20 protein-coding genes and 1 pseudogene are annotated in these 23,770 nt (G+C 70.4%); 16 read left to right on the top strand and 5 right to left on the bottom strand.

The genetic code is table 11. The annotated features are described in order from the left end of the window. The first annotated feature begins 2 nt into the window (after positions 1–2). The 7 genes from ELQ94_RS09885 to ELQ94_RS09855 all read left to right on the top strand — a co-directional run bounded on the left by ELQ94_RS09885 (position 3) and on the right by ELQ94_RS09855 (position 7,143). Entirely contained in the window at positions 3–1,241 is a 1,239-nt protein-coding gene (locus ELQ94_RS09885) for a M20 family metallo-hydrolase (RefSeq protein ID WP_127049605.1), read from the top strand. Then, the gene (locus tag ELQ94_RS09880) at positions 1,238–2,902 is read left to right on the top strand and encodes a thiamine pyrophosphate-binding protein (protein ID WP_127049603.1); all 1,665 of its coding nucleotides are present in this window, start codon (positions 1,238–1,240) and stop codon (positions 2,900–2,902) included. Before ELQ94_RS09885 ends, ELQ94_RS09880 begins: the two co-directional genes overlap by 4 nt. Then, complete coding sequence (locus ELQ94_RS09875; protein ID WP_127049601.1) at positions 2,899–3,852, top strand: C-terminal binding protein; 954 nt, start codon at positions 2,899–2,901, stop codon at positions 3,850–3,852. Before ELQ94_RS09880 ends, ELQ94_RS09875 begins: the two co-directional genes overlap by 4 nt. Positions 3,853–3,939: 87 nt before the next feature. After that, a complete protein-coding gene (locus ELQ94_RS09870) occupies positions 3,940–4,236 on the top strand; it encodes a hypothetical protein (RefSeq protein WP_127049599.1) in 297 nt (98 codons plus the stop codon). Between the two features lie 102 nt (positions 4,237–4,338). Beyond that, positions 4,339–5,178 carry a DNA-formamidopyrimidine glycosylase family protein gene (locus ELQ94_RS09865; protein WP_127049597.1) on the top strand — a complete coding sequence of 280 codons (840 nt, stop codon included), beginning with the start codon at positions 4,339–4,341 and terminating at the stop codon, positions 5,176–5,178. 25 nt (positions 5,179–5,203) lie between these two features. Continuing rightward, positions 5,204–6,574: an LLM class flavin-dependent oxidoreductase gene (locus tag ELQ94_RS09860; RefSeq protein ID WP_127049595.1), complete on the top strand. Its 1,371-nt coding sequence runs from the start codon at positions 5,204–5,206 to the stop codon at positions 6,572–6,574. A 119-nt stretch (positions 6,575–6,693) separates the two neighbouring features. Then, entirely contained in the window at positions 6,694–7,143 is a 450-nt protein-coding gene (locus ELQ94_RS09855) for a BLUF domain-containing protein (RefSeq protein ID WP_243696952.1), read from the top strand. Positions 7,144–7,306: 163 nt separating this feature from the next. On the opposite strand, the gene ELQ94_RS09850 is transcribed toward ELQ94_RS09855, so the two are convergent. After that, complete coding sequence (locus ELQ94_RS09850) at positions 7,307–8,446, bottom strand: VIT1/CCC1 transporter family protein (RefSeq protein ID WP_127049591.1); 1,140 nt, start codon at positions 8,444–8,446, stop codon at positions 7,307–7,309. Positions 8,447–8,837: 391 nt separating this feature from the next. Beyond that, entirely contained in the window at positions 8,838–9,326 is a 489-nt protein-coding gene (locus ELQ94_RS09845) for a MarR family winged helix-turn-helix transcriptional regulator (protein WP_279432486.1), read from the bottom strand. A 38-nt stretch (positions 9,327–9,364) separates the two neighbouring features. Between ELQ94_RS09845 and ELQ94_RS09840 the strand changes: the two genes are divergently transcribed. Next, the gene (locus ELQ94_RS09840) at positions 9,365–9,622 is read left to right on the top strand and encodes a hypothetical protein (protein WP_127049589.1); all 258 of its coding nucleotides are present in this window, start codon (positions 9,365–9,367) and stop codon (positions 9,620–9,622) included. Between the two features lie 357 nt (positions 9,623–9,979). Here the strand turns inward: ELQ94_RS09840 and ELQ94_RS09835 are convergent, their stop codons facing one another. Both ELQ94_RS09835 and ELQ94_RS09830 read right to left on the bottom strand, forming a co-directional pair. Continuing rightward, a complete protein-coding gene (locus ELQ94_RS09835) occupies positions 9,980–11,476 on the bottom strand; it encodes a catalase (RefSeq protein WP_127049587.1) in 1,497 nt (498 codons plus the stop codon). A 56-nt stretch (positions 11,477–11,532) separates the two neighbouring features. Beyond that, a complete protein-coding gene (locus ELQ94_RS09830) occupies positions 11,533–11,964 on the bottom strand; it encodes a Fur family transcriptional regulator (protein WP_127049585.1) in 432 nt (143 codons plus the stop codon). 170 nt (positions 11,965–12,134) lie between these two features. Here ELQ94_RS09830 and ELQ94_RS09825 point away from each other — a divergent pair, with 170 nt between their 5' ends. The 7 genes and pseudogenes from ELQ94_RS09825 to ELQ94_RS09795 all read left to right on the top strand — a co-directional run bounded on the left by ELQ94_RS09825 (position 12,135) and on the right by ELQ94_RS09795 (position 21,517). Next, positions 12,135–12,704 (top strand): DapH/DapD/GlmU-related protein, encoded by a 570-nt coding sequence (locus ELQ94_RS09825; protein ID WP_127050271.1) that lies wholly within the window; start codon positions 12,135–12,137, stop codon positions 12,702–12,704. Positions 12,705–12,778: 74 nt separating this feature from the next. After that, on the top strand, positions 12,779–14,227 hold the full coding sequence (locus ELQ94_RS09820) for a dihydrolipoyl dehydrogenase family protein (protein ID WP_127049583.1): 1,449 nt from the start codon (positions 12,779–12,781) through the stop codon (positions 14,225–14,227). Positions 14,228–14,313: 86 nt separating this feature from the next. Further along, positions 14,314–14,553: a heavy-metal-associated domain-containing protein gene (locus ELQ94_RS09815; protein WP_127049581.1), complete on the top strand. Its 240-nt coding sequence runs from the start codon at positions 14,314–14,316 to the stop codon at positions 14,551–14,553. 142 nt (positions 14,554–14,695) lie between these two features. Then, positions 14,696–15,304, top strand: a complete 609-nt coding sequence (locus ELQ94_RS09810; RefSeq protein WP_127049579.1) for a TetR/AcrR family transcriptional regulator — start codon at positions 14,696–14,698, stop codon at positions 15,302–15,304. Positions 15,305–15,446: 142 nt separating this feature from the next. Then, positions 15,447–17,120, top strand: a pseudogene (locus tag ELQ94_RS09805) (amidase); the annotation flags it as partial. Positions 17,121–17,527: 407 nt separating this feature from the next. Next, positions 17,528–20,425: an aminotransferase gene (locus tag ELQ94_RS09800; RefSeq protein WP_127049575.1), complete on the top strand. Its 2,898-nt coding sequence runs from the start codon at positions 17,528–17,530 to the stop codon at positions 20,423–20,425. A gap of 54 nt (positions 20,426–20,479) precedes the next feature. Further along, positions 20,480–21,517 (top strand): agmatine deiminase family protein, encoded by a 1,038-nt coding sequence (locus ELQ94_RS09795; RefSeq protein ID WP_127050269.1) that lies wholly within the window; start codon positions 20,480–20,482, stop codon positions 21,515–21,517. A 63-nt stretch (positions 21,518–21,580) separates the two neighbouring features. On the opposite strand, the gene ELQ94_RS09790 is transcribed toward ELQ94_RS09795, so the two are convergent. Continuing rightward, a complete protein-coding gene (locus ELQ94_RS09790) occupies positions 21,581–22,831 on the bottom strand; it encodes a HupE/UreJ family protein (protein ID WP_127049573.1) in 1,251 nt (416 codons plus the stop codon). Positions 22,832–23,015: 184 nt separating this feature from the next. Here ELQ94_RS09790 and ELQ94_RS09785 point away from each other — a divergent pair, with 184 nt between their 5' ends. Continuing rightward, positions 23,016–23,651 (top strand): hypothetical protein, encoded by a 636-nt coding sequence (locus ELQ94_RS09785; protein ID WP_127049571.1) that lies wholly within the window; start codon positions 23,016–23,018, stop codon positions 23,649–23,651. The last annotated feature ends 119 nt before the right edge of the window (positions 23,652–23,770 follow it).

The following is a 23,770-nucleotide window of genomic DNA, read 5'->3' as shown; positions in this document are numbered from 1 at the left end:
GGATGAGCGATTTCCTCGACGACTTCCGCACCATGTCCGTCTTCGGCGCCACCCCCGGGGGCGGTGTCGAACGTCAGGCCGCGAGCGCGGCCGACGGCGAGAACCGCGCATGGTTCACCTCCTGGCTCGAGGCCAACGGCTTCGCTGTGCGCGTCGACGCGATCGGGAACATCTTCGGTCTCATCGAGCGGATCCCGGGAGCACCGTACGTGGTCGTGGGCTCCCACCTCGACAGCCAGCCGCTCGCCGGCCGGTTCGATGGCGCCTACGGGGTGCTCGCCGGAGCGCACGCGGTGCGCGCGGCCGCGGCGGTGCCGGGCGGTGCATTCAACCTCGCCGTCGTGGACTGGTTCAACGAGGAGGGCAGCCGCTTCAAGCCGAGCATGATGGGCAGCGCCGTCTTCACCGGGATGCTTCCGCTCGAGACGGCCCTCGCGACCGCGGATCCGTCCGGCGTCACGGTGGCGAGTGCCCTCGACGCGATCGATGGCCGCGGGGATGCCGCGCCCATCGACGTGGTGGCGTACCTCGAGATCCACGTCGAGCAGGGCCGGGATCTCGAGGACACGGGATCGACGATCGGGCTCGTGTCCACCACCTGGACAGCGCACAAGCTCGAGGTCGTGGTCACGGGTGAGCAATCGCACACGGGAGCGGCCCGCATGGCCGACCGTCGTGACGCGCTCTACGGAGCCGCCGAGCTCATCGTCGCCGTTCGGCGCCTCGTCGACGGCTTCGAGCCGGAGCTCCTGCACACGGCGGTGAGCGAGATGTACCTCGACCCGAACTCGCCCGTCGCGATCGCGCGCGAGGTGCGCATGCTCGTCGACATCCGCTCGCCCGAGCGCGGCGTGCTCGAGACGGCCGTGGAGCGGCTGCGGGCCGAGATGGCCGTGATCGAGGGGAGGGCGCGCGTCGACATCGAGGTGCGCGGTCTCGTCGAGTGGTCGAGCGGGCCGTTCCTCGAGGAGGGCATCGTGATCGCCGCCGCCGAGGCCGAACGCCTCGGCTACAGCCACCGCCGTTCGGCGACCGTGGCCGGCCACGACGCCACGAACATGAAGGAGGTCGTGCCCACCGTGATGCTCTTCGTCCCGAGCGTGGACGGGATCTCTCACAACGAGCGTGAGTTCACCTCCGATGCGGACATGCTCGCGGGCCTCGAGGTGCTGACCGCGGTCCTGTCCCGCGTCGCCGCCGGCGACCTCGACGCCACGCGTGACTCGGGGCGCTCCGAATGACGCCGGACACGGCCCGCACCGGCGGGGATGTCGCGGTCGAGACCCTACGGGCGCTCGGCGTCGACCGGCTCGTCGGCACGCCGGGGCAGCACGCGCTCGGCCTCTTCGATGCCCTCCGCCGTGGCGGGATCGAGCTGCTGCCGGCGCGCGTGGAGAACAACGGCGGGTTCATGGCCGACGGGCTCGCGCGCGTGGGAGGAACGGTCGCACCGCTCCTCCTCTCTACAGGCCCCGGCGCCCTCACCGCGCTGCCGGCGCTCATGGAGGCGAAGGGGTCGAGCGTCCCCGTCCTCGCCCTGTCCGCGCAGATCCCCGTGAGCGGGCTCGGGGGAGCGCGCCACGGACACCTGCATGAACTCGACGACCAGTCGGCCGCATTCGCCCAGGTCGTGAAGGGCAGCTGGACCGTGCGAACGGTCGCGCAGATCCCGTCTGCTCTCCTCGCCGCGTGGGAACTCGCGGCCACCGCGCCGCGCGGACCCGTGCTCGTGGAGATCCCGCAGGACCTGCTGCTCCAGGACGTCGGGGACGCGGTGCCGCCCGTCGGCGAGGTCGCCGTGAAGCCGCGGCCTGTCCTGGCACGGGACGAGGCCGTCGCGGCGGTCGTCGCCGCCCTGGACGGCGCGAGCCGACCGGTGATCCTCGCGGGCGGCGGAGCCGCGCGGGCCGGAGCGTCCGATGCCCTGATGCGCGTCGCCGAGGCGATCGACGCTCCCGTCTTCTCGACGTTCGCCGGGCGCGACGCCGTGCCCACCGGGCATGTGCTCGCCGGGGGGTCCTGGCTCGAGGACGTCGCCGTGACGGAGTACCTCGAGGAGGCTGACGTGCTCCTCGTGGTGGGCAGCGGACTCGGCGAGTTGTCGAGCAACTACTTCACCTTCCGCCCGCGCGGACGGTTCATCCAGCTCGACGCGGACCTCGGGGTCATCGGCTCCAATCATGCCGGCCTCGGCGTGCACGGGGACGCCCGCGACGCTCTAGAACGCATCGCCGACCGCCTCGCCTCCACCACTGATCCGGATCGGCGTGCGGTGCGGGCCGCCGAGGTGCGTGCCGTCGCCGAGACAGTCGCGGCGCGGGTGGACGGGCAGGGACTCGCGACGGAGCTCGGGATCCTCGCGGCCATCCGCGAGGCGCTCCCCGACGACGCCGACAGCTTCTGGGACATGACGATGATCGGCTACTGGGCCTGGTCGGCGTGGGAGGGCCGGGACGGGCGCTTCGCAACCGCGCAGGGCGCCGGCGGTCTCGGCTACGCCTTCCCCGCCGCGATCGGTGCGGCCTTCGCCGACCGGGCTCGGCCGGTGCTCGCTGTCACGGGCGACGGCGGGGCGATGTACGGGATCGCGGAACTCGGCGCGGCCGTGCAGCTCGGCCTCGATGTGACGTGGCTCATCGTCGCGGACGGCGGCTACGGCATCCTCGAGGAGTACATGATGGGCGCGTTCGGCGCGGCGACGGCGACCGAGCTCGCGATGCCCGACTTCGCCGCGCTCGCCGCGTCCTTCGGGGTGCACGCCGTCGTCACGACTCCGGCCGATCTGGCCGGGGACCTCGCGGCGTCCCTGTCGCGGTCCGGTCCCTCCGTCGTCGTACTCCCGCAGAAGATCGGGCTCTTCGCACCGACGCACCTCGACCGGCTCGTCGAGGCGGGCGCATGAGCAGCGTACCCGGCGTCCGGCCGATCGTCGTCTTCACGGAAGCCGACGACGTCGACCCCGGCGCGGGAGCCGTGCTGCTCGAGAGCCGCGGGTTCGAGGTCGTCGTGCTCCCGGGCCGGATTCCCGACGCATCGAGCGCGGAGTCGCTGCCGGAGCGGGTTGCAGCCGCGACCGCCGCGATCGTCGGACTCTCGCCGATCGGTGCGGCGGAACTCGCCCGACTGCCGGCCCTCCGCGTGCTCTGCACGACGTCCACCGGTGTCGACATGATCGACCTCGCCGCGGCGGATGAACGCGGTATCGAGGTCGTCGGCCTCGGCGGGGTCGCGACCGCCGAGGTCGCGGTGCACGCGCTCACGCTCATCCTCGCCGCCCTCCGGGAGCTGCCCGCGGGTCGCGCGGTCGTCGTCTCCGGCGGCTGGACGAGCGACCTCGCCGCCGTTCCGCCCGACATCGGGTCGCTCACGCTCGGCCTCGTGGGGTTCGGACGCATCGGCCGGGAACTCGCCCGCATCGCCCGTCCGCTGTTCGCGCGGATCGTCGCCGCCGATCCTGTCGCAACCGAGGCGGAACACGGGGTCGAGCTGATTCCCCTGGACGACGTGCTCGCGTCCTCCGACGTGGTCTCCCTGCACCTCCCGGCTACCGCCGAGAGTCGGGGGCTCCTCTCGGCCGATCGCCTCGCGACGATGCGGCCAGGCGCGCTGCTCGTGAACGTCTCGCGCGGGGAGCTCGTGGACGAGGCGGCGGTGCTCGATGCCCTCGATTCGGGTCGGCTCGGGGCGTTCGCCGCGGATGTGCTTGACGGGGAGCCGCCGGCGGTCGACTCGCCGCTGCGCGACCATCCGCGCGCGATCGTGACGCCGCACATGGCGTTCCTCTCGACGGCGTCGCTCGTCCGCTACGAACTGGACCCAGCTCGTGCCGTCATCGAGCGACTGGGAGCCTGAGGCGCAAGCGGCCGCGTCGTCATCACTCGTCCGCGTCCCGTCGCAACGGGGCAGCGATCCGCAACGGGCGCGAGTACGGTTGCCCGCATGACCACCACCGTCACGATCGTCGCCCATATCGTCGCTACCGCGCCGGAGGTCCTCGCGACGATCGCGAAGACCGTCCGTTCCGAGGTGCACGGCGCCGGCTCCGCGAACGCCTCCGTTCCGCTGCGCGACGACGCCCGTGCGTCGGTGACCGTCGCCGGTTTCGGGGACGAGCTCCCCGTGGCGATCGACGTCTCGGCGCCCACCGTGGAGCAGGCCCGCTCGGCGGCCTCCGCGCTCCGCTCCCAGCTCAAGGCCGGTCCCGGCTGGCGCATCGAGTCCGGTCCCGGCGCATGACGCCCCCCTCTCCCTCCCCTGAGGTATCGCAATCTGTTGTCACTCCGGCTCGTGAGGCAGCAGATTGTGACACCTCACGGGCGTTGGGCGGAGGGAATCCGCATGCCTGAGTCGCCGGAGGTGGAGGCGCTCGGCGGGTTCCTGCGGGAGCACGCCCTCGGGAAGCAGATCAGCTCCGTGGAGCTCGAGGAGTTCCGGGCGCTCAAGACGCGGGCCCGGCCGCTCGGTGAACTCGAGGGGCACGCTGTCACGGGGGTGCGACGGTTCGGCAAACACCTCGCGATCGACACCGACGGGCCGACGCTGCTCGTGAGCTTCGGCCGCGCGGGATGGGCGCGGTGGCGCGACGACACATCGGTCGCGGAGGAGCCCGCCCCGGACGCGCCGCCCATGCTCGCGCGCATCGCGTTCGACGGAGGAGCGGAACTCGCCGTGACGGACGCCGGGGATTGGCTGTCCCTCGGCCTGCACGTCGTCGACGACCCGTCGGAGGTCTCGTCGGTCGCCAAGCTCGGCCCCGATCCGGCGTCCGACGGGTTCAAGCGCGAAGACCTCGACGGAATCGTGATGGGCCGCCGCAAACAGCTCAAGGCGCTGCTCCAGGAGCAGGAGACGCTCGCCGGGATCGGCAACGCCTACTCGGACGAGATCCTCTACGCGGCGCGGCTCTCGCCGGTCGCCCACGCGTCGACGCTCGACGAGGAGGAACGCGCACGCCTCTTCGCGGCGATCCGTGACGTGCTCCGTGGCGCGTTCGAGGACCGTCGAAAGGTACCGCCAACGGAGCTCAAGGCCGCGAAGGTCGCCGCGATGGCCGTGCACGGCCGCGCCGGTGAACCGTGCCTCGAGGGCGACGACGTGGTTCGCGACGTGCCGGGTTCCAAGGGCGCGGCCCAGTACTGCGCTGTGTGTCAGACCGGCGGTGTCCCGCTCCCCGAGTGAGCGCGACCACGGGTAGCGTCGAGACATGGCCTCACCGATCCACCTCAACGGCTTCGAGATGAACACCCCCAGCCACATCAACCACGGCTTGTGGGTGCACCCGGAGAACCAGCGGAACCGCTACACCGACATCGATTACTGGACCGAGACGGCCGCCCTCCTCGAGCGAGGGCTCTTCGACGCGATGTTCATCGCCGACGTCGTGGGCACCTACGACGTGTATCGCGGCAGCCGGGACCCGGCGGTGGAGCGCGGTATCCAGATCCCGAACAACGACCCGTATCTCGTGGTGCCCGCCATGGCCGCGGTCACGCGGAACCTCGGCTTCGCGGTGACGGCGTCGACCACGTACGAGCCGCCGTTCGGCAACGCCCGACGGTTGTCGACGCTCGATCACCTCACGAAGGGACGGATCGCCTGGAACGTCGTCACGGGGTATCTGCCCGACGCGGCGCGGAACTTCGGGCTCCGCGAGCAGGTGACGCACGACGCGCGTTACGAGGTGGCCGAGGAGTTCCTCGACGTCTCCTACAAGCTGTGGGAGGGGTCGTGGGACGCGGACGCGGTGGTGCTCGATCGCGAGCGTCGCGTCTACACGGACCCCGCGAAGGTGCACGAGATCGCTCACGAGGGCCGCTTCTTCTCCGTCGACGGTCCGCATCTCAGCGAGCCGAGCCGGCAGCGCACTCCCGTGATCTACCAGGCGGGCAGCTCCGAGTCGGGGAAGAACCTCGCCGCGCGGCACGCGGAGGGTGTGTTCGTGTCCTCGCGCACTCTCGAGCGGGTCGCCGCCGACGTGCGGGACCTGCGCGACCGCGCCGAGGCGTTCGGCCGCGGGCGCGACGCGATCCGCGCCTTCACCTCCATCAACATCGTGCTCGGCGAGACGGAGGAGGAGGCGCGGCGGAAGGCGGAGGACGTCTTCGGCTATCGCGACCTCGACGGCTACCTCGTGCACTTCGGCGGCGGGACGGGCATCGACGTGGCGGCGCTCGCCGAGGACGAGGGCGTCTCCTTCTCCGGCCGCGGGCACATCGAGTCGCGCGAGAAGGAGTTCGCGGAGGCCCAGGGCGGCAAGGCGAAGGCCATCATCGACTCGCTCAGCGATCCATGGAGCGACGCGTTCCACGTGATCGGCACGCCCGAGCAGGTGGCCGATCGGCTCGAGGAGATCGTCGAGATCACGGGAGTCGACGGCTTCAACGTGGTGCAGTACCTCTCGCCCGGGACGTTCACCGATGTGGTCGAGATGCTCGTGCCCGAGCTGCAGCGCCGGGGCCGCTACCGCACCGAGTACGCCGAGACGACGCTGCGCGAGCGGCTGTTCCCCGGCGCCGGTCCGCTCCTGCCTCCGACGCACCCGGCCGCCGCCTACCGCGGGGCGTTCTCCGAGTAGGACCACGGTACGGACGTGCCGACCGACGACTACGCTGTCAACCACGTGTGCTCCCCCGACGCGTGCCGGAAGAGTGGACTCACCGCCCTCCCCGGAGTTCAGCGGTGACTGGAGGGCACGTGACAGGGATCGGCGCGGCAGCGAGCGGAGCAACGGTACCGATGCTGTCGATCCTCTACTCGAGCAAGGCGTCGGCGGAATTCGATCCGTCGCACCTCGTCGACGTACTCCTCCGCAGCCGGAGGAACAATCGGCGGCTCGGCCTCTCGGGCATGCTTCTCTACCGGGCGGGCATCTTCCTGCAGGTCATCGAGGGACCGGAACCCGTCCTGCGCGAGCGTATGGCGATCATCGCCTCCGACCCTCGTCACGACGGCGTCGACGTGCTCCTCGAGGAGCCGATCGAGGAGCGCATGTTCCCGGCGTGGACGATGGGCTACGGCGAGGCCGCGGACGACGTCCCCGGTATGCGGACGGCCTTCGAGGACCTCGCGGCCGGCCGCGACATGACCGATTCCGTCCCGGCGCTCCGCGCACTGATCCGCTGGTTCCAGGTCAACGCGCTCTGAGTATGAGTTCAGGGACCGAGGGCGCGAGTTGTCCGGATTCGTCACCATCTCGTTCCCTGAGCAGCACCTGCGCTGAGCCCGTCGAAGTGTCGAAGGGTGCCGACCACGGACTTCGGTGACACGTGTCGATACGTCGACACATCGACACGCTCAGCGTCCGGGATCAACCGACGGAGGTGCCGAAGAGCAGGCCGAGCGCGTAGGTGACCGCGGCCGCGCCGAAGCCGATCGCGAGCTGGCGGAGGGCGCGGGCGAGCGGTGAGGCGCCCGAGAGGATGCCGACGGACGCACCCGTGAGGAGCAGGGCCGCGCCGACGAGGACAGCGGCCACGGCGATCGCCGTGAACCCGGAGAGCCCGATCAGATAGGGGATCACGGGGATGATCGCGCCGGCGGCGAAGAGGAAGAAGCTCGTGATCGCGGCGCCCCATGCCGTGCCGATGGACTCGTGGGCGTCGGCGAGCTCCGCGTCGTGTCCGAGCGCCATCGCGCCGGTGGCCGGACCGTCGGCGCTGTGCTCGATGCTGTGGAGCACCTCGCGGGCGTGGGTGCTCGCCTCCTCCTCGCTCATACCTCGGGCGCGGTACACCAGGGCGAGTTCATTGGCCTCCACGTCGAGGTGGGGGAGCGCGGTGCGCGCGTCGGGGTCGGGGGTGGAGGCTTCGAGCAGTTCGCGCTGCGAGCGGACGGACACGTACTCGCCGGCACCCATCGAGAGCGCTCCCGCGAGGAGTCCGGCGACTCCCGACGCGAGCACGACGGAGGTCCCGACGCCCGTCGCGCTCATGCCCACGACGAGGGCGAGGTTCGAGACCAGTCCGTCGTTCATGCCGAAGACGGCGGCCCGGAAGCTGCCGGACAGGCGCGAGCGTCCGCGCTCGGCGAGGCCGCGGACGACCTCCCCGTGGATCCGCTCGTCGGCGGCCATCGCGGGCGACGCGTCCACATCGGCTTCGTAGGGGGAGCGCGCCTCGGCCCGCTGCATGAGTGCGAGGACGAAGACGGAGCCATAGCGGCGGGCGAAGAAGGAGAGAACGCGCGTTCGCAGGTCGGACGGGATCGGGCGGCCGACGCGCTCGCCGAGGAGGTCGATCCAGTGCTGCTGGTGCCGCTCCTCCGCCTCGACGAGGCCGAGGAGGATCTGCTTCTCCTCGCCCGTACGGCGGGAGGCGAGGTCCCGGTAGACGGCGGCCTCGGCGCGTTCGGCCGCGAGATAGCGGCGCCAACGCCTGATCTGCGTCTTCGTGGGGGAGACGGCAGCGCCGTGTGCATCGACCTGGGTGGGGGCGGGGAGTCCGGTCACGGGAGTTCTTCCGTTCGGGCGACCGGCAATCACGAGGGAGGACCGGCCACGGGTGGATGTGTGGCCGAAGGTCTCGCTCGCCCGGTGACCGGGTGGGCTGCCGGGTGCCGATCGTCGTGACCGGCTCCAGTATGTCGACAGACCCGCTGCGTCGCCCTCGTTCTCGCCGGCGGAACCGGTGGATCGTGGTGGACGCTCGGAGCTACTCCCCTTCGCTCCCCCCACTATACCGATGCCCCGATCCGGGGCTCCCTTCCGTATCCAGACGCACCTCGCGAAGTGCGGACTTCGGCCCCCTCCTTCCTCGAAGTGCGGACTTCGGCCCTCTCCGGGGCCGATCGGAGGGCGAAAGTCTGCACTTCGCGGGGAGGGAGGAGAGCTGGGGCGATGGTCAGGACGGGAGGTTGGCGGCGTCCGTGAGGGTGTGGAGGGTGCTGCGGAGGGCGGTGAGTTGAGCGGTGTCCATGCCGAGCGAGGCGGCGATCTTCTGGGGGATGAGTTCGGCCTGGGTGCGCAGGGCGCGTCCTTCCTCCGTCAGCTCGATCACGAGGACGCGCTCGTCGCTGGCGCTGCGCCGGCGCGCCACGAGGCCGGCGGACTCCAGCCGTTTGAGCAACGGGGAGAGGGTCGCGGGCTCGAGCGCGAGCGTGGTCGCGAGGGTGCCGACGGAACGGCCGTCCTCGCTCCAGAGCGCGAGCATCACGAGGTACTGCGGGTGGGTGAGCCCGAGGGGTTCGAGTACCGGGCGGTAGAGGGAGAGGACGCTGCGCGAGGCGACGACGAGCGCGAAGCACACCTGGTTCTCGAGGGCGAGGAGGTCGATCTCCTCAGAATCGTCGCTCTCGGCGGCCATATGCGCGGGAGGGGGCGTCGTCGTCATCTCTGCACTCTACCAAATTAGTGAGTACACTAATGGTTATGGCACGAAACACTGGCCGCGGCGAACGCGCACCCCGACCCCGCATCCGCGAGGTCGGCTTCACCAATTGGCTGAACGCGACGCTCTTCCCGTGGATCGGGCCGCCGCCCCTCGGGCCGTACAACGAGGAGCCACTGCCACCGAGCTCCGGTTCCGCGTGCCCCGTCTGCGGGGCGCCGATGTCGGAACACGTGGTCGACCGTTCCGGCCCGCGAACGATGCTCCACTGCCCGAAAGTCACGCCGACGGTGTCCTAGGGGTGATGCTCCAACGCTCCGGGCTCGGCAACATGGAACCATGCTCCGGGTCGGGCAACATGGCGCGACGCTCCACTGGCCGAGTCCGGTGGCCCCGTAGGATTTACGTCGGCTACCGGGGAGTGTCGGGCTGCGAACCGTTCGGGTCGGTGCCGCGCCCGCCACCCCCCGGGGGCCCTATCCAGGCCGGTGCGCCTGAGGCAGACCGTGCCTCGGCCTGAGACTCCCTCAACGAGGTAGAGCGTTTGCGCCGATCCGGTGCGGTGTACTGCCGCGAATCGGTGCAAACGCTCTACGGGGGAGGGGTGGTGCGGGGCGGGGGCCGTCTCCGGGCCCGCCCCGGGCCGGAGGGTGGTCCTAGCGGGAGGCCGGTGCCGGGGTGTCGACGAGGGTCGAGCGCGGGGTCTCGATCGGGTCGAGCGCCTCGGCCACGCGACGCCCGAGGGTCACGTCGACGTTGCTCCAGTAGGTGATGACGCGCTCGCGCAGCTCCGGGATCGTGACCTTCGACACGTGGCCGGCGATGTTCGACACGAGACGATCGCGCTGAGCGTCGTCCATGACCTCGTTGACGAGGGTGCGGGGCTGACCGAAATCGTCGTCCTCGGGGTGCAGGGTCACGGCGGAGCGGATGAGCTCGCCGTCGTTCTGCCAGCCGCGGTCGTCACCGTGGGCGACCGGGTCGGCGTGGGCGCCGCCGAACGAGTTCGGCGCGTAGACCGGCTGCTCGGGGGAGCGGTAGCCGTGACGCATGGCACCGTCCTTCGAGTAGCTGTTGACCTCGGTGTGGGGACGGTTCACGGGCAGCTCGGCGTGGTTCGTGCCCACGCGGTACCGGTGCGCGTCCGCGTAGCTGAAGATGCGCGCCTGGAGCATCTTGTCGGGGCTCGCGGCGATGCCGGGCACGAAGTTCGACGGAGCGAAGGTGGCCTGCTCGATCTCGGCGAAGTAGTTGCCGGGGTTCCGGTTGAGCGTCATACGACCGACCGGGATGAGCGGGTAGTCGCTCTTCGGCCACACCTTCGTGAGGTCGAACGGGTTGAAGCGGTACTCGGCCGCGTCGGCGTAGGGCATGATCTGCACCGAGAGATCCCAGCTGGGGTGGTTGCCGTCGGCGATCGCGTCGTGCAGGTCGCGGATGTGGAAGTCCCCGTCCTCACCGGCGATCTGGTCGGCCTGCGCCTGCGTGAGGGTCTCGTGGCCCTGAGCGGTGCGGAAGTGGTACTTCACCCAGAAGCGCTCGCCGGCGGCGTTGATCCACTGGTAGGTGTGCGAGCCGAAGCCGTCCATGTGGCGCCACGAGGTGGGCAGGCCGCGGTCTCCCATGAGCCACGTGACCTGGTGGGCCGACTCGGGCTGCAGGGTCCAGAAGTCCCACTGCATGTTGTGGTCGCGCAGGTGGCTGCCCGGGAGGCGCTTCTGCGAGCGGATGAAGTCGGGGAACTTGATGCCGTCCTTGATGAAGAAGACGGGCGTGTTGTTGCCCACGAGGTCGTAGTTGCCCTCGCTCGTGTAGAACTTGAGCGCGAAACCGCGGGGGTCGCGCCACGTGTCGGGGCTACCCTGCTCGCCGGCCACCGAGGAGAAGCGTGCGAGCATCTCCGTCTCGACGCCGGGCTGGAAGAGCGCGGCGCGCGTGTAGGCGCTCACGTCGTGCGTGGTCGTGAAGGTTCCGAATGCTCCGCCACCCTTGGCATGGACGACGCGCTCCGGCACCCGCTCACGGTTGAACTGCGCGAGCTTCTCGACGAGGTAGTGGTCGGTGAGCGCGATGGCGCCGTCCGCTCCGACGCTCTGGGAGTGCTGGTCGCTCGCGACGGGTTCTCCGGAATTGGTGGTCGTGTGGTTCGTCACTGATGGACTCCTCGTGTGTCTTCGCTGGTGGTCTGGTCGGATAAGAAGGGGGGGCGTCACGCGGCGATGGGCGGCGGTGCGGCGCACGCGGCGCACAGCCCCCAGAAGGTGACCTCGGCGGTCTCGATGCGGAAGCCGCTCGTCGACGACGGCGTGAGGCACGGCGCGTGACCGACGACGCAGTCGATGTCCTCGATCGCCCCGCAGCCCGTGCACACCACATGGTGGTGGTTGTCACCGATGCGCCGTTCGTAGAGGGCGGCGGACTTCGCGGGCTCGATGCGCCGCACGAGCCCGGCCGAGGCGAGAGCCGACAGTACGTTGTGCACGGACTGGATGGAGACGTCGGGGTCGACCGCGCGCAGCCGGGTGCGGATGCTCTCGGCGTCGGAGTGCGGGGCGTTCTCGAGCAGTTCGAGGACCTCGAGGCGACCCCGCGTGACGCGCAGGCCGGCCGCGCGGAGGTCGGCTGCGAGGTCGGTGGTCATGTCTCCACGCTAACCCTTATCGTGAACGACTCAAAACAAGGGTGGCCTTACTCGGTTGATTCGGAGGCGACGCAGGGGAAGCGGAGAGGCACCCCCGGGAGGTGTCCCGAGAGGGTGTTCCCCGCGCGACGCCCCCGTTCTAGCGTGAGGGCATGACGACAGAGAACCGCATGACGCTGCCCGAACTGCTCGCCGTGCTCGACGCGGGGGAGACCGTCACGGCAGGGTCCGCGGCGTTCGCAGCGATCCTCGAGGTGTCCGAGGAGGCGCTGCGTATCACGGGTGAGCTCAACTCCGGCTACCACCCGCCGGAGCGGGTCCGGGAACTCCTCTCCTGGCTCATCGGCGGCGCGGTCGACGATTCGGTCACGCTCTTCCCTCCCTTCACGGCGGACTTCGGGAAGAACATCACCCTCGGCGCTCGGGTATTCATCAACGCGGGCTCCCGGTTCCAGGACCAGGGCGGCATCACAATCGGCGACGACTGCCTCATCGGCCACAACGCCGTGATCGCGACGCTCCAGCACGAGATCACGCCCGACCGTCGAGCAGACCTCCTGCCGTCGCCCGTGGTGCTCGGTCGGAACGTGTGGTTGGGAGCGAACGTGACCGTGTTGCCCGGGGTGACGATCGGCGCCGACGCGGTCGTCGGGGCCGGATCGATCGTCACGAAGGACGTCCCTGCGCGCTCCATCGTCGTGGGATCGCCCGCTCGCGTCGTACGGACGATCGAGGGGTAGCCGACCTCCCGCGGCACCGCGGGAGCAAGGGCAACCCCCGGAGGTTTCGCAGCGGTGGAGAGGAGAATCGGGGCATGACCACGACGCAGCGCGAGACCGTTCCGGACACCGATTCCACCGCAGCGGACCACTACGACGTCGCGGTGATCGGAGCCGGTCCCGCGGGCACGGCTGCCGCCCTCCGCGCGGCGGAACTCGGGGCATCCGTCGTGGTGCTCGAGGCGGGTCGCCTCGGAGGGACGTGCGTCAACACCGGTTGCGTGCCGACGCGTGTGCTCGCGAAGACGGCGCGTCTCGTGCGGGAGACGCGTTCCGCCGGCGACTACGGCGTGCAGGTGAACCCTCCGACGGTGGACTGGGCGGCCGTCGTCGAGCGTGTCCACGAGCGGGTCGACGCCGTGCGCTCGATCAAGCGCGAGGCCGCTCGCTTCGAGGAGGCCGGCGTCACCCTGATCCAGGAGGGACGCGCGCGCTTCGTCGACGACTCCACGCTCGTGCTCGACAGCGGACGCCGCATCTCGGCCACGTCGATCCTCGTGTGCGTCGGCGGACACTCGCGCCGCCTGCCGATCCCGGGCGCGGAGCTCGCGACGGTGCCGGAGGACGTCCTGTCCCTCCCTGAACTGCCGCGCCGCGTCGCCGTGATCGGTGCGGGCAACACGGGAGCGCAGCTCGTCACGGTCTTCAACGCCTTCGGATCGGAGGTGACGCTGCTCGACGTCGCTCCGCGCATCCTCGTCGCCTCCGACGAATCGATCGCCGAGGTCGTGACCTCCGCCTTCACCGAGCAAGGGGTGGACGTGCGCACGGGCATCTCCACGGTCGAAAGCCTCGAGCGCGGGGGGAACGGTGCGATCACGATCACGTGGAAGGAGGGGGAGGAGTCGATCTCCCGCCACGTGGACGCCGTCATCATGGCGACGGGGTGGCCGGCTGATGTCGAGGACCTCGGGCTCGAGAACGCCGGCATCGAGGTGGTGAAGTCCTCGATCCCGGCCGACCGCTACTTCCGCACGAGCGTGCCCCACGTGTTCTCGATCGGAGACGCGAACGGGCGCGACATGCTCGTGCAGGCCGCGCAGTTCGAGGGGGAGGCTGCCGCCGAGAACGCCGTGCTCGGCGCCAACCGCCGCACACCGCACCACCTCCTCCCCGCCGGTGGATTCACCGACCCCGACTATGCGGGTGTCGGCCTCACGCAGGAGCAGGCGCGCGAGCAGGACCCCGGCTGTGTCGTGGCCCGGGTGCCCTTCTCGAGCGTCGACCGCGCCGTGATCGATGATCGCGAGAGCGGATTCCTGCTCCTCATCGCCGACCGTCGTCGCGAACTGATCCTCGGCGCCCACGCGGTGGGCGAGAACGCGATCGAGGTCGTCCAGTCGGTCACGACCGCGATGGCGTCGGGGGTCGACGTGGCGACGCTCGCGAACGTGCGCTTCGCCTACCCCACCTACAGTGCCGTGATCGGGATGGCCGCGCGGGTGCTGCTCGCGGAGGCCGCCGTGGCGGTGGACCGCGACTGACGGCGTTGTCCGTCCGGCCGTCGTGACCTAGGCTGAATACCCCGGTCGGGTATCTCCGGCCGTCCCCCGACACGTGAGGTGAACCGATGACCACGTCCGACTCCGCCCAGCTCCACGAGCAGTACCTCGTCGCCGGAATGACGTGCGGTCACTGTGTCTCCGCCGTCACCGAGGAGCTGTCGGCGATCGACGGCGTCGAGAGCGTGTCCGTCGACCTCAACGCCGGAGGGGTCTCGACGGTGGACGTCACCCTCTCGCGCCCGCTCGCCGCCGCCGACGTCGAGGCAGCCGTCGTCGAAGCCGGCTACTCGCTCGCGTCCGCCTGAGCACGCACCGACCGTGGCGAGTCGAGGGCGTCAGCACTCGTCCGTCGCGCAGTGCGTAGGCTGACAGCAGCCGAAGGAGCCCGCCATCGCTCGACCGCCCCACCCTCTCCTGAGCCGCGACCTGATCGCGCGCACCGCCCTCATGCTCATCGACCGCGAGGGTGTCGGGGGAGCGAGCATCCGTCGTGTCGCGTCGGAGCTCGGCGTCAATCCCGCCTCCCTCTACAACCATGTGGCCAGCCGAGCCGCGATGATCGAGGACGTCCGGGCGATCGTGTCAGCGCCCATCGACTCCGCCCCTCTGCGTGAACGGCCGTGGGAGGAGGGGCTGCACGCCTGGGCGTGGTCGTACCGCACGGCGTTCTCGCGACACCCCGGCACCATCCCGCTCCTCATGACGACGACCGCGTCCGCGTCGGTGCTGCTCGCCGAGTACGAGGACTTCGCCGTCGCGGCGGAAGCCGTGGGCTGGACGAGCCGCGACGTCCTGCCCCTCCTGACCGCCTTCGAATCATTCATCCTCGGCAGTGTGCTCGACATGTCGGGGCCGAGCGTCGTGTTCGACCCCACAGGGCAGGAAGCGCGATTCCCCCGCTTCGCCGAAGCGTTCGCGAGTCTCGAGTCGGAGGACCCCCGCGACCCCGTCGCCTCCCGCGCCTTCGAGCTGGGCCTGGGGATGCTGATCGCCTCCGCTCGACCGGAGAGTCTCTCCGCGACGGCGACGAATCTCCCGCGTCAGCGGCCCTCATGAGGCGGACTGTGCGCCCGTTCCGTCGGTGAGCGTTCCCTCGGATGTCGGCCGTGTCACAGGTGTGTGACGTCTTCATGACCGTGGCGGCGCCGGCCACTGGGACAGTAGCGTTCTTAAAACAAACACAGTATGTTTTAGCCCCATGAACCCCGCCACCTTCAGCGTCGTCGAGGCGGACATCGACGGCCTGCGCGAAGCGCTCGAGCGCCACACCCTCACGAGTGTCGAGCTGGTCGCGCGCTACCTGAACCGCATCGCCGCCTACGACCGGAGCGGTCCCGTGCTGAACTCCGTCCCGGTGCTCGATCCGACGGCCTTCGAGCAGGCTCGGGAATCGGACGAACGACGGGCGAGCGGCCGGGTGCTCGGACCACTCGACGGCATCCCCTTCACGGCCAAGGACAGCTACATGGTCAGAGGACTGAGCGTCGCGGCAGGGTCTCCGGCCTTCGCGGAGTTGATCGCGAGCACGGACGCTTTCGCCATCGACCGACTGCGGAACGCCGGAGCCGTGTTCCTCGGGCTGACGAACATGCCGCCGATGGCTGCGGGTGGGATGCAGCGCGGTCTGTACGGTCGCGCTGAATCCCCCTACAACCTCGACTACCTCACGGCGGCGTTCGGGTCGGGGTCCTCCAACGGATCGGGAACCGCGACGGCTGCGAGCTTCGCCGCTTTCGGTCTCGGCGAGGAGACCTGGTCGTCGGGCCGGGCCCCTGCCTCGAACAACGCCCTCGTCGCGTACACGCCATCGCGCGGGATGATCTCCGCCCGTGGCAACTGGCCACTCGTCCCCACGATGGACGTCGTGGTGCCGCACACGCGTTCGGTGGCGGACCTGAAGCGCGTGCTCGACGTGGTCGTGGTCGATGATGCCGACACGAGCGGCGACCTCTGGCGGCAGCAGCCATGGGTGCCCCTTCCGCGCCCGTCCGAGGTGCGACCGGCCTCGTTCAGCGAGCTCGACGATCTTCCGCTCGCCGGCCTGCGCCTCGCTGTTCCACGGATCTACATCAACGCCGACCCGGAGAGCGCTGCTCCCATCGACACCCGTCCGAGTGTGATGGAGCTGTGGGCGGGTCTCCGGACGGATCTTGAGGCGGCGGGAGCCACCGTCGTCGAGACGGACTTCCCCGCGGTGGAGAACTACGAGCGATTGCACGCCGACTCCCGCACCTTCGTCGATCGCGGACTCGTCGCGGAGTCCTTTCTCGAGACGGAGGTCGGCGATCTGGCCGCAGCGTCGTTCGACGACTTCCTCCGCCGCAACGGCGATCCGGCGCTGCATCGCCTCGCCGACGTCGACCCGACCCTGATCTTCCCCGATCCGGACGGGGCGCTGCCCGACAGCTACGGCACGTACGATTTCGACGTGTCGTACGACCTCGGAGAGTACGTGGAGCGTGCCGCGGACGGACTGCCGGCGGTGGTCGACGTCGAGGGCCTCGAGGCCGGATTGCGCGGCCTCGAGCGCACGCGGGAGGTCGACTTCGAGCAGTGGCTCGCGGACGGTGGCTTCGATGCTGTGATCTTCCCCGCCGCAGCGGACGTGGGTCCCGCCGATGCCGACGTGGTCGACGCCTCCGCGGAGGTCGCTTGGCGCAACGGCGTGTGGGTGTCCAACGGCAACCTCGTCCCGCGGCACCTCGGGATCCCGACCGTCACGGTCCCGATGGGGATCATGCCCGACATCATGATGCCGGTCGGATTGACCATCGCCGGGCCCGCCTATGACGACCCCCGGCTCGTCGCGCTCGCATCGGCCATCTCGGCTCTCGGAGCGCGTCGCGTCGCTCCTCCGCTCACCCCGCCGCTGGCCGACGAGGCCCCCTTCGAGCGCCCCCACCCGGCCGCGCTCGGTGATCTGGCCGTCCACATCGACAGCGTGACCGGAACGGAGACGGCCGACGGACTCGCGGTCTCCTTCGCTGCGACGGTCACGCAGGGCACGGCCGACGAGTACGCCGCCTTCATCGGCGGCGTCCGCGTCGCGGTGGAGGTGGACGGGAACAGGGTGAGCGGGTCCGCCACCGTGCCGGCCGAGCCGCACCGTCGCCCCCACAGCGTGTGGCGCGCGCCCTACGGCCCTCTCGTCGTCGTCGTCGTCCGTGACGCCGACGGTGCGGTCGCCGGGGCCGTCGGCTCGACGGCCGAATCCCCCTTCTGATCCCCCGTCCGTCGCACCCGCGCGTTCCGCCGACCCGCATCCCGCAGGAGTACCGCATGACCGACCAGACGTTCGACTACTTCACGCAGACCGAGCTCCCGACGCCGACGCTCTCCGTCGACGAGGTCGAGCGCCTGTTCGTCGATCACTTCGGGGTGGAGGTGGACGTCAGATCCCTCGGCAGCCAGCAGGACCAGAACTTCCGTGTCTTCGCCCGGGGCGAGGACGGACCGCTCGGAGTCCTCAAGCTCAGCAACCCGGTCTTCAGCGCCGCCGAGATCGAGATGCAGGACGAGGCCGCCGCCGTGGTGGCCGAGCGGCAGCCCACGCTGCGCATCCCGCGCATCGTCGTCGGTCCGCGCGGGCCGATGTCGGCGTGGTGGGAGTCGTCGCAGGGACGCATCCACGGCCGGGTCATCGAGAACATCTCGGGGAGCACTCTCACGGGGTCCGGATATCTCTCTCCGGCCGTCGTGGCGCGCATGGGCGAGGTGGCCGCGAAGGTGAGCACGTCGCTCGCCGACTACACGCACGAGGCGTCCGGTCGCGTGCTCCAGTGGGATCTTCGTCACGCCTCCCGCGTCATCGATCTCCTCCTCCCGCTCGAGCCCGACGCCGACGTGCGAGACGCCGTCGAGCGTGCCACCCGGCGGGCGCGCAGCGCTCTGGACGCCGTGTCCGACCGGCTGCCGGTACAGGCCGGGCACTTCGACGTGACCGACGACAACATCCTGCATCCCGTCGGGGAGCGCCTCCCCGACGCCGTCATCGACTTCGGCGACGTCGTGGAATCGTGGGCGGTCGGCGAGATCGCCGTGACGGTCTCGTCCGTCCTCCACCACGACGGCGTAGACCCGGTCGGAGCCCTTCCGGCCATCCGCGCCTTCCACGCCGCGCGCCCGCTCTCCGATGACGAGGTCGAGGCGCTCTGGCCGCTCGTCGTCCTCCGCGGTGCGGTCCTCGTGTTGAGTGGACGACAGCAGGTCAGGCTCGACGAGGAGAACACCTACGCCGGTGATGCGCTCGATCGCGAGTTCCGCGTGCTGAGCCAGGCCGCCTCCGTTCCCGTGGAGGTCATGACGGAGACGATCCGTCGCGCCGTCGGGGGCACGTCCCCGGTCGCCCAGCCGTGGAGCGGCCCCGTCCTCCTGCCGCCGCTGTCGCGCATCGCCGTGCTCGATGCCGGTACGGTCTCGCCCCTCAACGACGACGGCGCCTGGCTGACCGCCGACGTCGTCGAGCGTGCCGCTCGCGCCGCGCTCGATGACGGTGCCGATGCCGTGGTCCTGCCCGCGTGGCGGCCGGTCCTCGCGGGGGCGCCGCGGCGCACACCAGCTCCTCCGGCCACCGTGTCGACCGGGCTCACGCTGTGGCTGGCGCGCGAGACGCCGCTCGGCGCCGACGCCACCGTCGACATCATCGTCGAAGCGGGCGACGGGAGGCTGCTCGTGCGCTCGGGAGACCGCTGCGTGTCCTTCTCCGGCTTCCCGACCGAGACGGCGGCGCACATGGTGCCAGCGGGCGTGCCGATCCGTGTTCGGGGCGCGCTCCGCGGGGACGTCGACGCACCCGACCTCGTGACCGCCGCCCTCGCCCCCGGCTGGCGTGCGGTTCTGGGGGACCCGGCGTCGGCCCTCGGCTTCGACATCCCTGCCCCGGATTCGCACGGGCAGAACGACGATCTCCTCGATCGCCGCGGCCGAGTCCTCGCTGAGGTGCAGGAGCACTACTACGCCCGGCCGCCGCAGATCGAGCGCGGCTGGCGCGAGTACCTCGTCGACGTCGACGGCCGCGTCTTCCTCGACATGGTCAACAACGTCGCCTCGGTGGGACACGCGCACCCGCGGATCGCGGATGCCGCCTCTCGTCAGCTGCGCCTCCTGAACACCAACTCGCGCTTCCATTACGCCGCGATCGCCGACTACGCCGAGAGGATCGCGGCGACGTTGCCCGACGAACTTGACACCGTGTTCTTCGTCAACTCGGGCTCGGAGGCGGCGGACCTCGCGATCCGGCTCGCGATGGCGTCCACCGGGCGGAGCGACATCGTCGCGATGCGTGAGGCGTACCACGGGTGGACGTTCGCGAGCGATGCCGTCTCCACGTCCATCGCGGACAACCCCGGCGCCGTGGAGACGCGCCCCGAGTGGGTGCACACGGTCGACGCCGCGAACTCCTACCGGGGCGTCCACCGGGGTGAGGACGCGTCCCTCTATGCGCCAGAGGCGGTGGCCGTCATCGACAGGCTCGCCGCAGAGGGGCGCGCTCCGGCCGGGTTCATGTGCGAGTCCTACTTCGGCAATGCCGGCGGCGTCGCCCTCCCGGACGGCTACCTCTCGGAGGTCTATCGCGCGATCCGGTCGCACGGCGGTATCGCCATCGCGGACGAAGTGCAGGTGGGCTTCGGACGCCTCGGCGAGTGGTTCTGGGGGTTCCAACAGCAGGGCGTCGTTCCGGACGTCGTGGCGGTCGCGAAGTCGATCGGCGCCGGTCAACCGGTCGGTGCGGTGATCACGCGGCGTGACATCGCCGACCGATATCGCACGCAGGGATACTTCTTCTCGTCCACGGGCGGGTCGCCGGTCTCCTCCGTCATCGGCATGGCCGTGCTCGACGTGATCGAGGACGAGTCGCTCCAGGAGAACGCCCGAGTGGTCGGCGCCCACCTCAAGAGTCGCCTCGAGGCGTTGGGGGAGGAGCACCCGATCGTCGGCACGGTCCACGGCTCCGGCCTCTACCTCGGCCTGGAATTCGTCCGTGATCGCGACACCCTCGAGCCCGCTCGGGAGGAGACCGCCGCCATCTGCGACCGTCTCCTCGACCTGGGCATCATCATGCAGCCGACGGGGGACCACCTGAACGTGCTGAAGATCAAGCCGCCGCTGTGCGTCACGCAGGAGTCCGCCGACTTCTTCGTCGACGGCCTGCAGCGGGTTCTGTCCACAGGATGGTGACCCGGTAGCGATGCCATCCTCCACCCGCACCGATCGATGACGAGAGAAGAACACATGTGGCACATGCCGGCAGAATCCGCCCCGCACGAGCGGACGTGGATGGCCTTCCCTCGCGAGGGCCTCACCCTCGGCGACAACGCCTCGTCCCGTGAGGAGGGATACGCGGCGTGGACGGAGGTCGCCCACGCCATCCTCGAGTTCGAACCCGTCACCATGGTCGTCGATCCGACGGAGATCAGTCGCGCGAGACGGATGTTGGACTCCTCGATCGACATCGTCGAGGCCCCACTCGATGAATTCTGGATGCGCGACATGGGACCGACGTTCGTCATCGACCCCGAGCGCCCGGGTGTGCTCGGTGCCGTGGACTGGACGTTCAACGGGTGGGGGGATCCGGAATGGGCCGAGTGGCGGAAGTCCGCCCACATCGGTCGTATCGCCGGAGAGGCGGCGGGGGCGGAGGTCGTCAGCTCGCTCCTCGTCGCCGAGGGCGGTGGGTTGCACGTCGACGGCGAGGGCACTGTCCTCCTCACGGAGACGGTGCAGCTCGATCCACGCCGCAATCCGTACGCGGATCGCGCGCGCGTCGAGGCCGAGATGGCCCGCACCCTCGGCGTGAGTCGGGCGGTCTGGCTCTCCCGTGGGCTCACGCGCGACTACGACGACTTCGGCACGAACGGCCACGTGGACATCGTGGCCGCATTCGCCGAGGCGGGTCACATCCTCCTCCACGATCAGCGTGACCCCGCGCACCCCGATCACGAGGTGTCCGCCGTCATCCGCGGCGAGCTGGAGGAGGCGTACGCGGCCGATGGGAAGCCGCTCCGCATCACCTCGCTACCCGCTCCCGCCACACTGCGGGACAGTGTCGGGTTCGTCGACTGGAGCTACGTCAACCACCTCGTGGTCAACGGTGGTGTCATCGCGTGCGGGTTCGGCGAGGAGGAGGCGGATGCCGAGGCGAGGAGCATCCTGAGTGCCGCGTACGGCGGTCGACGCGTCGTCACGGTCGACGCCAGACCCCTCTTCGAAAGGGGCGGAGGCATCCACTGCATCACCCAGCAGCAGCCGGCCACGACACCGCCGGCCTGACGCGGCCTGGAATGAGCTGTTCGGCCCGGAAGCGGAACCTTCGCGATCGCTCCCGGCCCGGCGTCACTCCCAGCCGAAGATGCGCTGCACGAACCACACGAGCCCGAAGACCGCGACCCCGGCGCTCAGCAGACCGCTGACCCACAGGGCGACGCGCGGCGACCGGCGGCGGAGCAGCGCCAGGAGTGGGAAGACGACCAGGATGATCGCGACCTGTACGGCCTCGATCCCCACGTTGAAGACGAGCAGCGACCCCAGCAGCGACCACGACCACGCCTCGTCGATGCCGAGGGCGGACGCGAAGCCCATGCCGTGGATGAGGCCGAAGAGGAACACGATGGCGAGGCGGATCCACCCGCCGCGGTCGATCCCGAGCGGGCCGCTCGTCGGTGACAGCGCGTCGGCGTCCGCATCGGCGTCGCGTTTCCGCCGCCAGATCCGGAACAGCGGCCAGGCGGCGACGACGGCGATCGACAGGGCGATGATCGGTTCGATGACGTCCGCCGGCAGGGTGAAGATCTGCAACGCCGCGAGGATGAAGGTGATCGAGTGCGCCACCGTGAAGGCGGTCGCGGCCACCACGATCTCACGGAGTCGGCGCGATCCGGCGATGAGCGCCAGCAGGAACAGGATGTGGTCGATCCCGAAGAGCAGGTGCTCGCCGCCGAGCACGAAGAACTCCCACAGCCGCTCGGGGAGGCTCTGGCCGACCGAGAACTCGGGGTTGTCGGCGTCGATCACGGCGCTCCCCGAGCTACCGCGGACGTCGTAGGTCAGGATCGTCTCGGTGCCGACGACGTAGAGCTCGTCGTCGGGGAACAGCGTGCTCGTGACCGCGATCTCGTCGCCGTCGGCGCACGCGGCGTCGAGCGTGAGGATCGCGTAGGGCACGCCCTGCTGCTCGGTGATGTCGTATCCGCCGACCTGTGCGAGCTCGCACCGTTCGGTCCCCGATGACACGGTGAACCGGTCGGAGACGTAGGCGAGCGCCGTGTCGGCGTACGCGTCGAGCGCCGCCGCCTGCTCGTCCGCGTCTCCGTACTCCCAGGCCTCGGTCCCGTCCTGGAAGAGCGGATCGACCTGTTCGGCGTCCGCCGCCGACACGACGAAGAGGTCGTATTCGAGCTGGAGCTCCACTCCGACGTGCCCCGCCGCTTGGCCCTCGGACAGCTCCGCGTAGACCACGGACGAGATACCGTGCGCCGATGCGGGCGTCGCGCCGACGCCGACGCCGGACAGGATCGCGGCACCCACGGCGGCGGACCCCGCGATCAGGACCGGTACCCGGTGACGGCGAGAGCGGGGGGATGGCATGGAACTCCTTCGACTGGCGGCCCGACGGTTCGCCGGAGCCCTGAGGAACTCTGTCGTCGGACGGTGAACCGGCGGCCAACGGGAGGAGAACGGCGGCCGTCATCCGTCCCCGCCCGCACGGTCGTTCATCGGGCGGCCATGCACCGGTCACCTGTCCGACGTCGGCTCCCTGTTCACTGACGCGGTGCCGATCAATCCCCGCTCCGCCCGCCGAGCGGCCGCGTTCGCCTCGACCGCCGTGCTCGCCCTAGCCCTCGTGGCGTGCGTCGCGGAGCCCGACGGCTCGGACGCACCGGCGTCGTCGGTGAGTCTCGCCGCGACCGCGCTCCCCACGCCGGGGCGCACGATCGACGCCACACCGACCGCCGCTCCGGACCTCACCGGCTACCGCATCGCCGTCGTCGTGGGGGACGAATCGGAGGCGTCGCAAACGCTGTTGACGGCCGCGCGGGACGTCGCGGCGAGCAGCGGTGCGGAGCTCGTCGAGTTCCCCGCCGCCGCGGCGGGGGAGGACCCCGTCGGGGACGCGTTCGCGGAGGCGGTCGGGGCCGAGTCCGATCTGATCGTCGGCCTCGGCGAGGGTGTCGTCCCCGTCTTCGACTTCGAGACGGGGAAGATCCTCGATCAGGAGGTGCTCCTCATCGGGGCGCAACTGGCCGAGCCGACCGCGAATGTGACCAGTGTGATCTGGCCGGGGGCGACGTCCCGGGACACCGCCGACGACGACGGCGTGACCGTCGACCGGGGCGTCGACGCGCTCGGAGCCGGCATCGCGAGCATCCGGGACGGCGTCTCCGGAGTGGTCCTCAGCCTCGACTGATCGCACCCCGGTGAACGGCTGGTGCGAAGCGGACGAAGACCGATCGGTCGAGCGCCACGCTTCACAGGCGAGTCACGCGCCGTTCATCCAAAGGCCCCGTCGGCGTCACGGGCGACCTG

The sequence above is a fragment of the Labedella endophytica genome, assembly GCF_003990045.1.
Lineage (GTDB): Bacteria > Actinomycetota > Actinomycetes > Actinomycetales > Microbacteriaceae > Labedella > Labedella endophytica.
Note: the sequence above shows the minus strand (reverse complement) of the source record. Positions and strands in the feature narration are given on the sequence as shown.

What these genes read in the sequence shown, in the direction of transcription:
- ELQ94_RS09885 (WP_127049605.1), top strand. Translation starts at nt 3, where the DNA reads ATGAGCGATTTCCTCGACGACTTCCGCACCATGTCCGTCTTCGGCGCC.
- ELQ94_RS09880 (WP_127049603.1), top strand. Translation starts at nt 1,238, where the DNA reads ATGACGCCGGACACGGCCCGCACCGGCGGGGATGTCGCGGTCGAGACC.
- ELQ94_RS09875 (WP_127049601.1), top strand. Translation starts at nt 2,899, where the DNA reads ATGAGCAGCGTACCCGGCGTCCGGCCGATCGTCGTCTTCACGGAAGCC.
- ELQ94_RS09870 (WP_127049599.1), top strand. Translation starts at nt 3,940, where the DNA reads ATGACCACCACCGTCACGATCGTCGCCCATATCGTCGCTACCGCGCCG.
- ELQ94_RS09865 (WP_127049597.1), top strand. Translation starts at nt 4,339, where the DNA reads ATGCCTGAGTCGCCGGAGGTGGAGGCGCTCGGCGGGTTCCTGCGGGAG.
- ELQ94_RS09860 (WP_127049595.1), top strand. Translation starts at nt 5,204, where the DNA reads ATGGCCTCACCGATCCACCTCAACGGCTTCGAGATGAACACCCCCAGC.
- ELQ94_RS09845 (WP_279432486.1), bottom strand. Translation starts at nt 9,326, where the DNA reads ATGACGACGACGCCCCCTCCCGCGCATATGGCCGCCGAGAGCGACGAT.
- ELQ94_RS09840 (WP_127049589.1), top strand. Translation starts at nt 9,365, where the DNA reads ATGGCACGAAACACTGGCCGCGGCGAACGCGCACCCCGACCCCGCATC.
- ELQ94_RS09830 (WP_127049585.1), bottom strand. Translation starts at nt 11,964, where the DNA reads ATGACCACCGACCTCGCAGCCGACCTCCGCGCGGCCGGCCTGCGCGTC.
- ELQ94_RS09825 (WP_127050271.1), top strand. Translation starts at nt 12,135, where the DNA reads ATGACGCTGCCCGAACTGCTCGCCGTGCTCGACGCGGGGGAGACCGTC.
- ELQ94_RS09820 (WP_127049583.1), top strand. Translation starts at nt 12,779, where the DNA reads ATGACCACGACGCAGCGCGAGACCGTTCCGGACACCGATTCCACCGCA.
- ELQ94_RS09815 (WP_127049581.1), top strand. Translation starts at nt 14,314, where the DNA reads ATGACCACGTCCGACTCCGCCCAGCTCCACGAGCAGTACCTCGTCGCC.
- ELQ94_RS09810 (WP_127049579.1), top strand. Translation starts at nt 14,696, where the DNA reads ATGCTCATCGACCGCGAGGGTGTCGGGGGAGCGAGCATCCGTCGTGTC.
- ELQ94_RS09800 (WP_127049575.1), top strand. Translation starts at nt 17,528, where the DNA reads ATGACCGACCAGACGTTCGACTACTTCACGCAGACCGAGCTCCCGACG.
- ELQ94_RS09795 (WP_127050269.1), top strand. Translation starts at nt 20,480, where the DNA reads ATGTGGCACATGCCGGCAGAATCCGCCCCGCACGAGCGGACGTGGATG.
- ELQ94_RS09790 (WP_127049573.1), bottom strand. Translation starts at nt 22,831, where the DNA reads ATGCCATCCCCCCGCTCTCGCCGTCACCGGGTACCGGTCCTGATCGCG.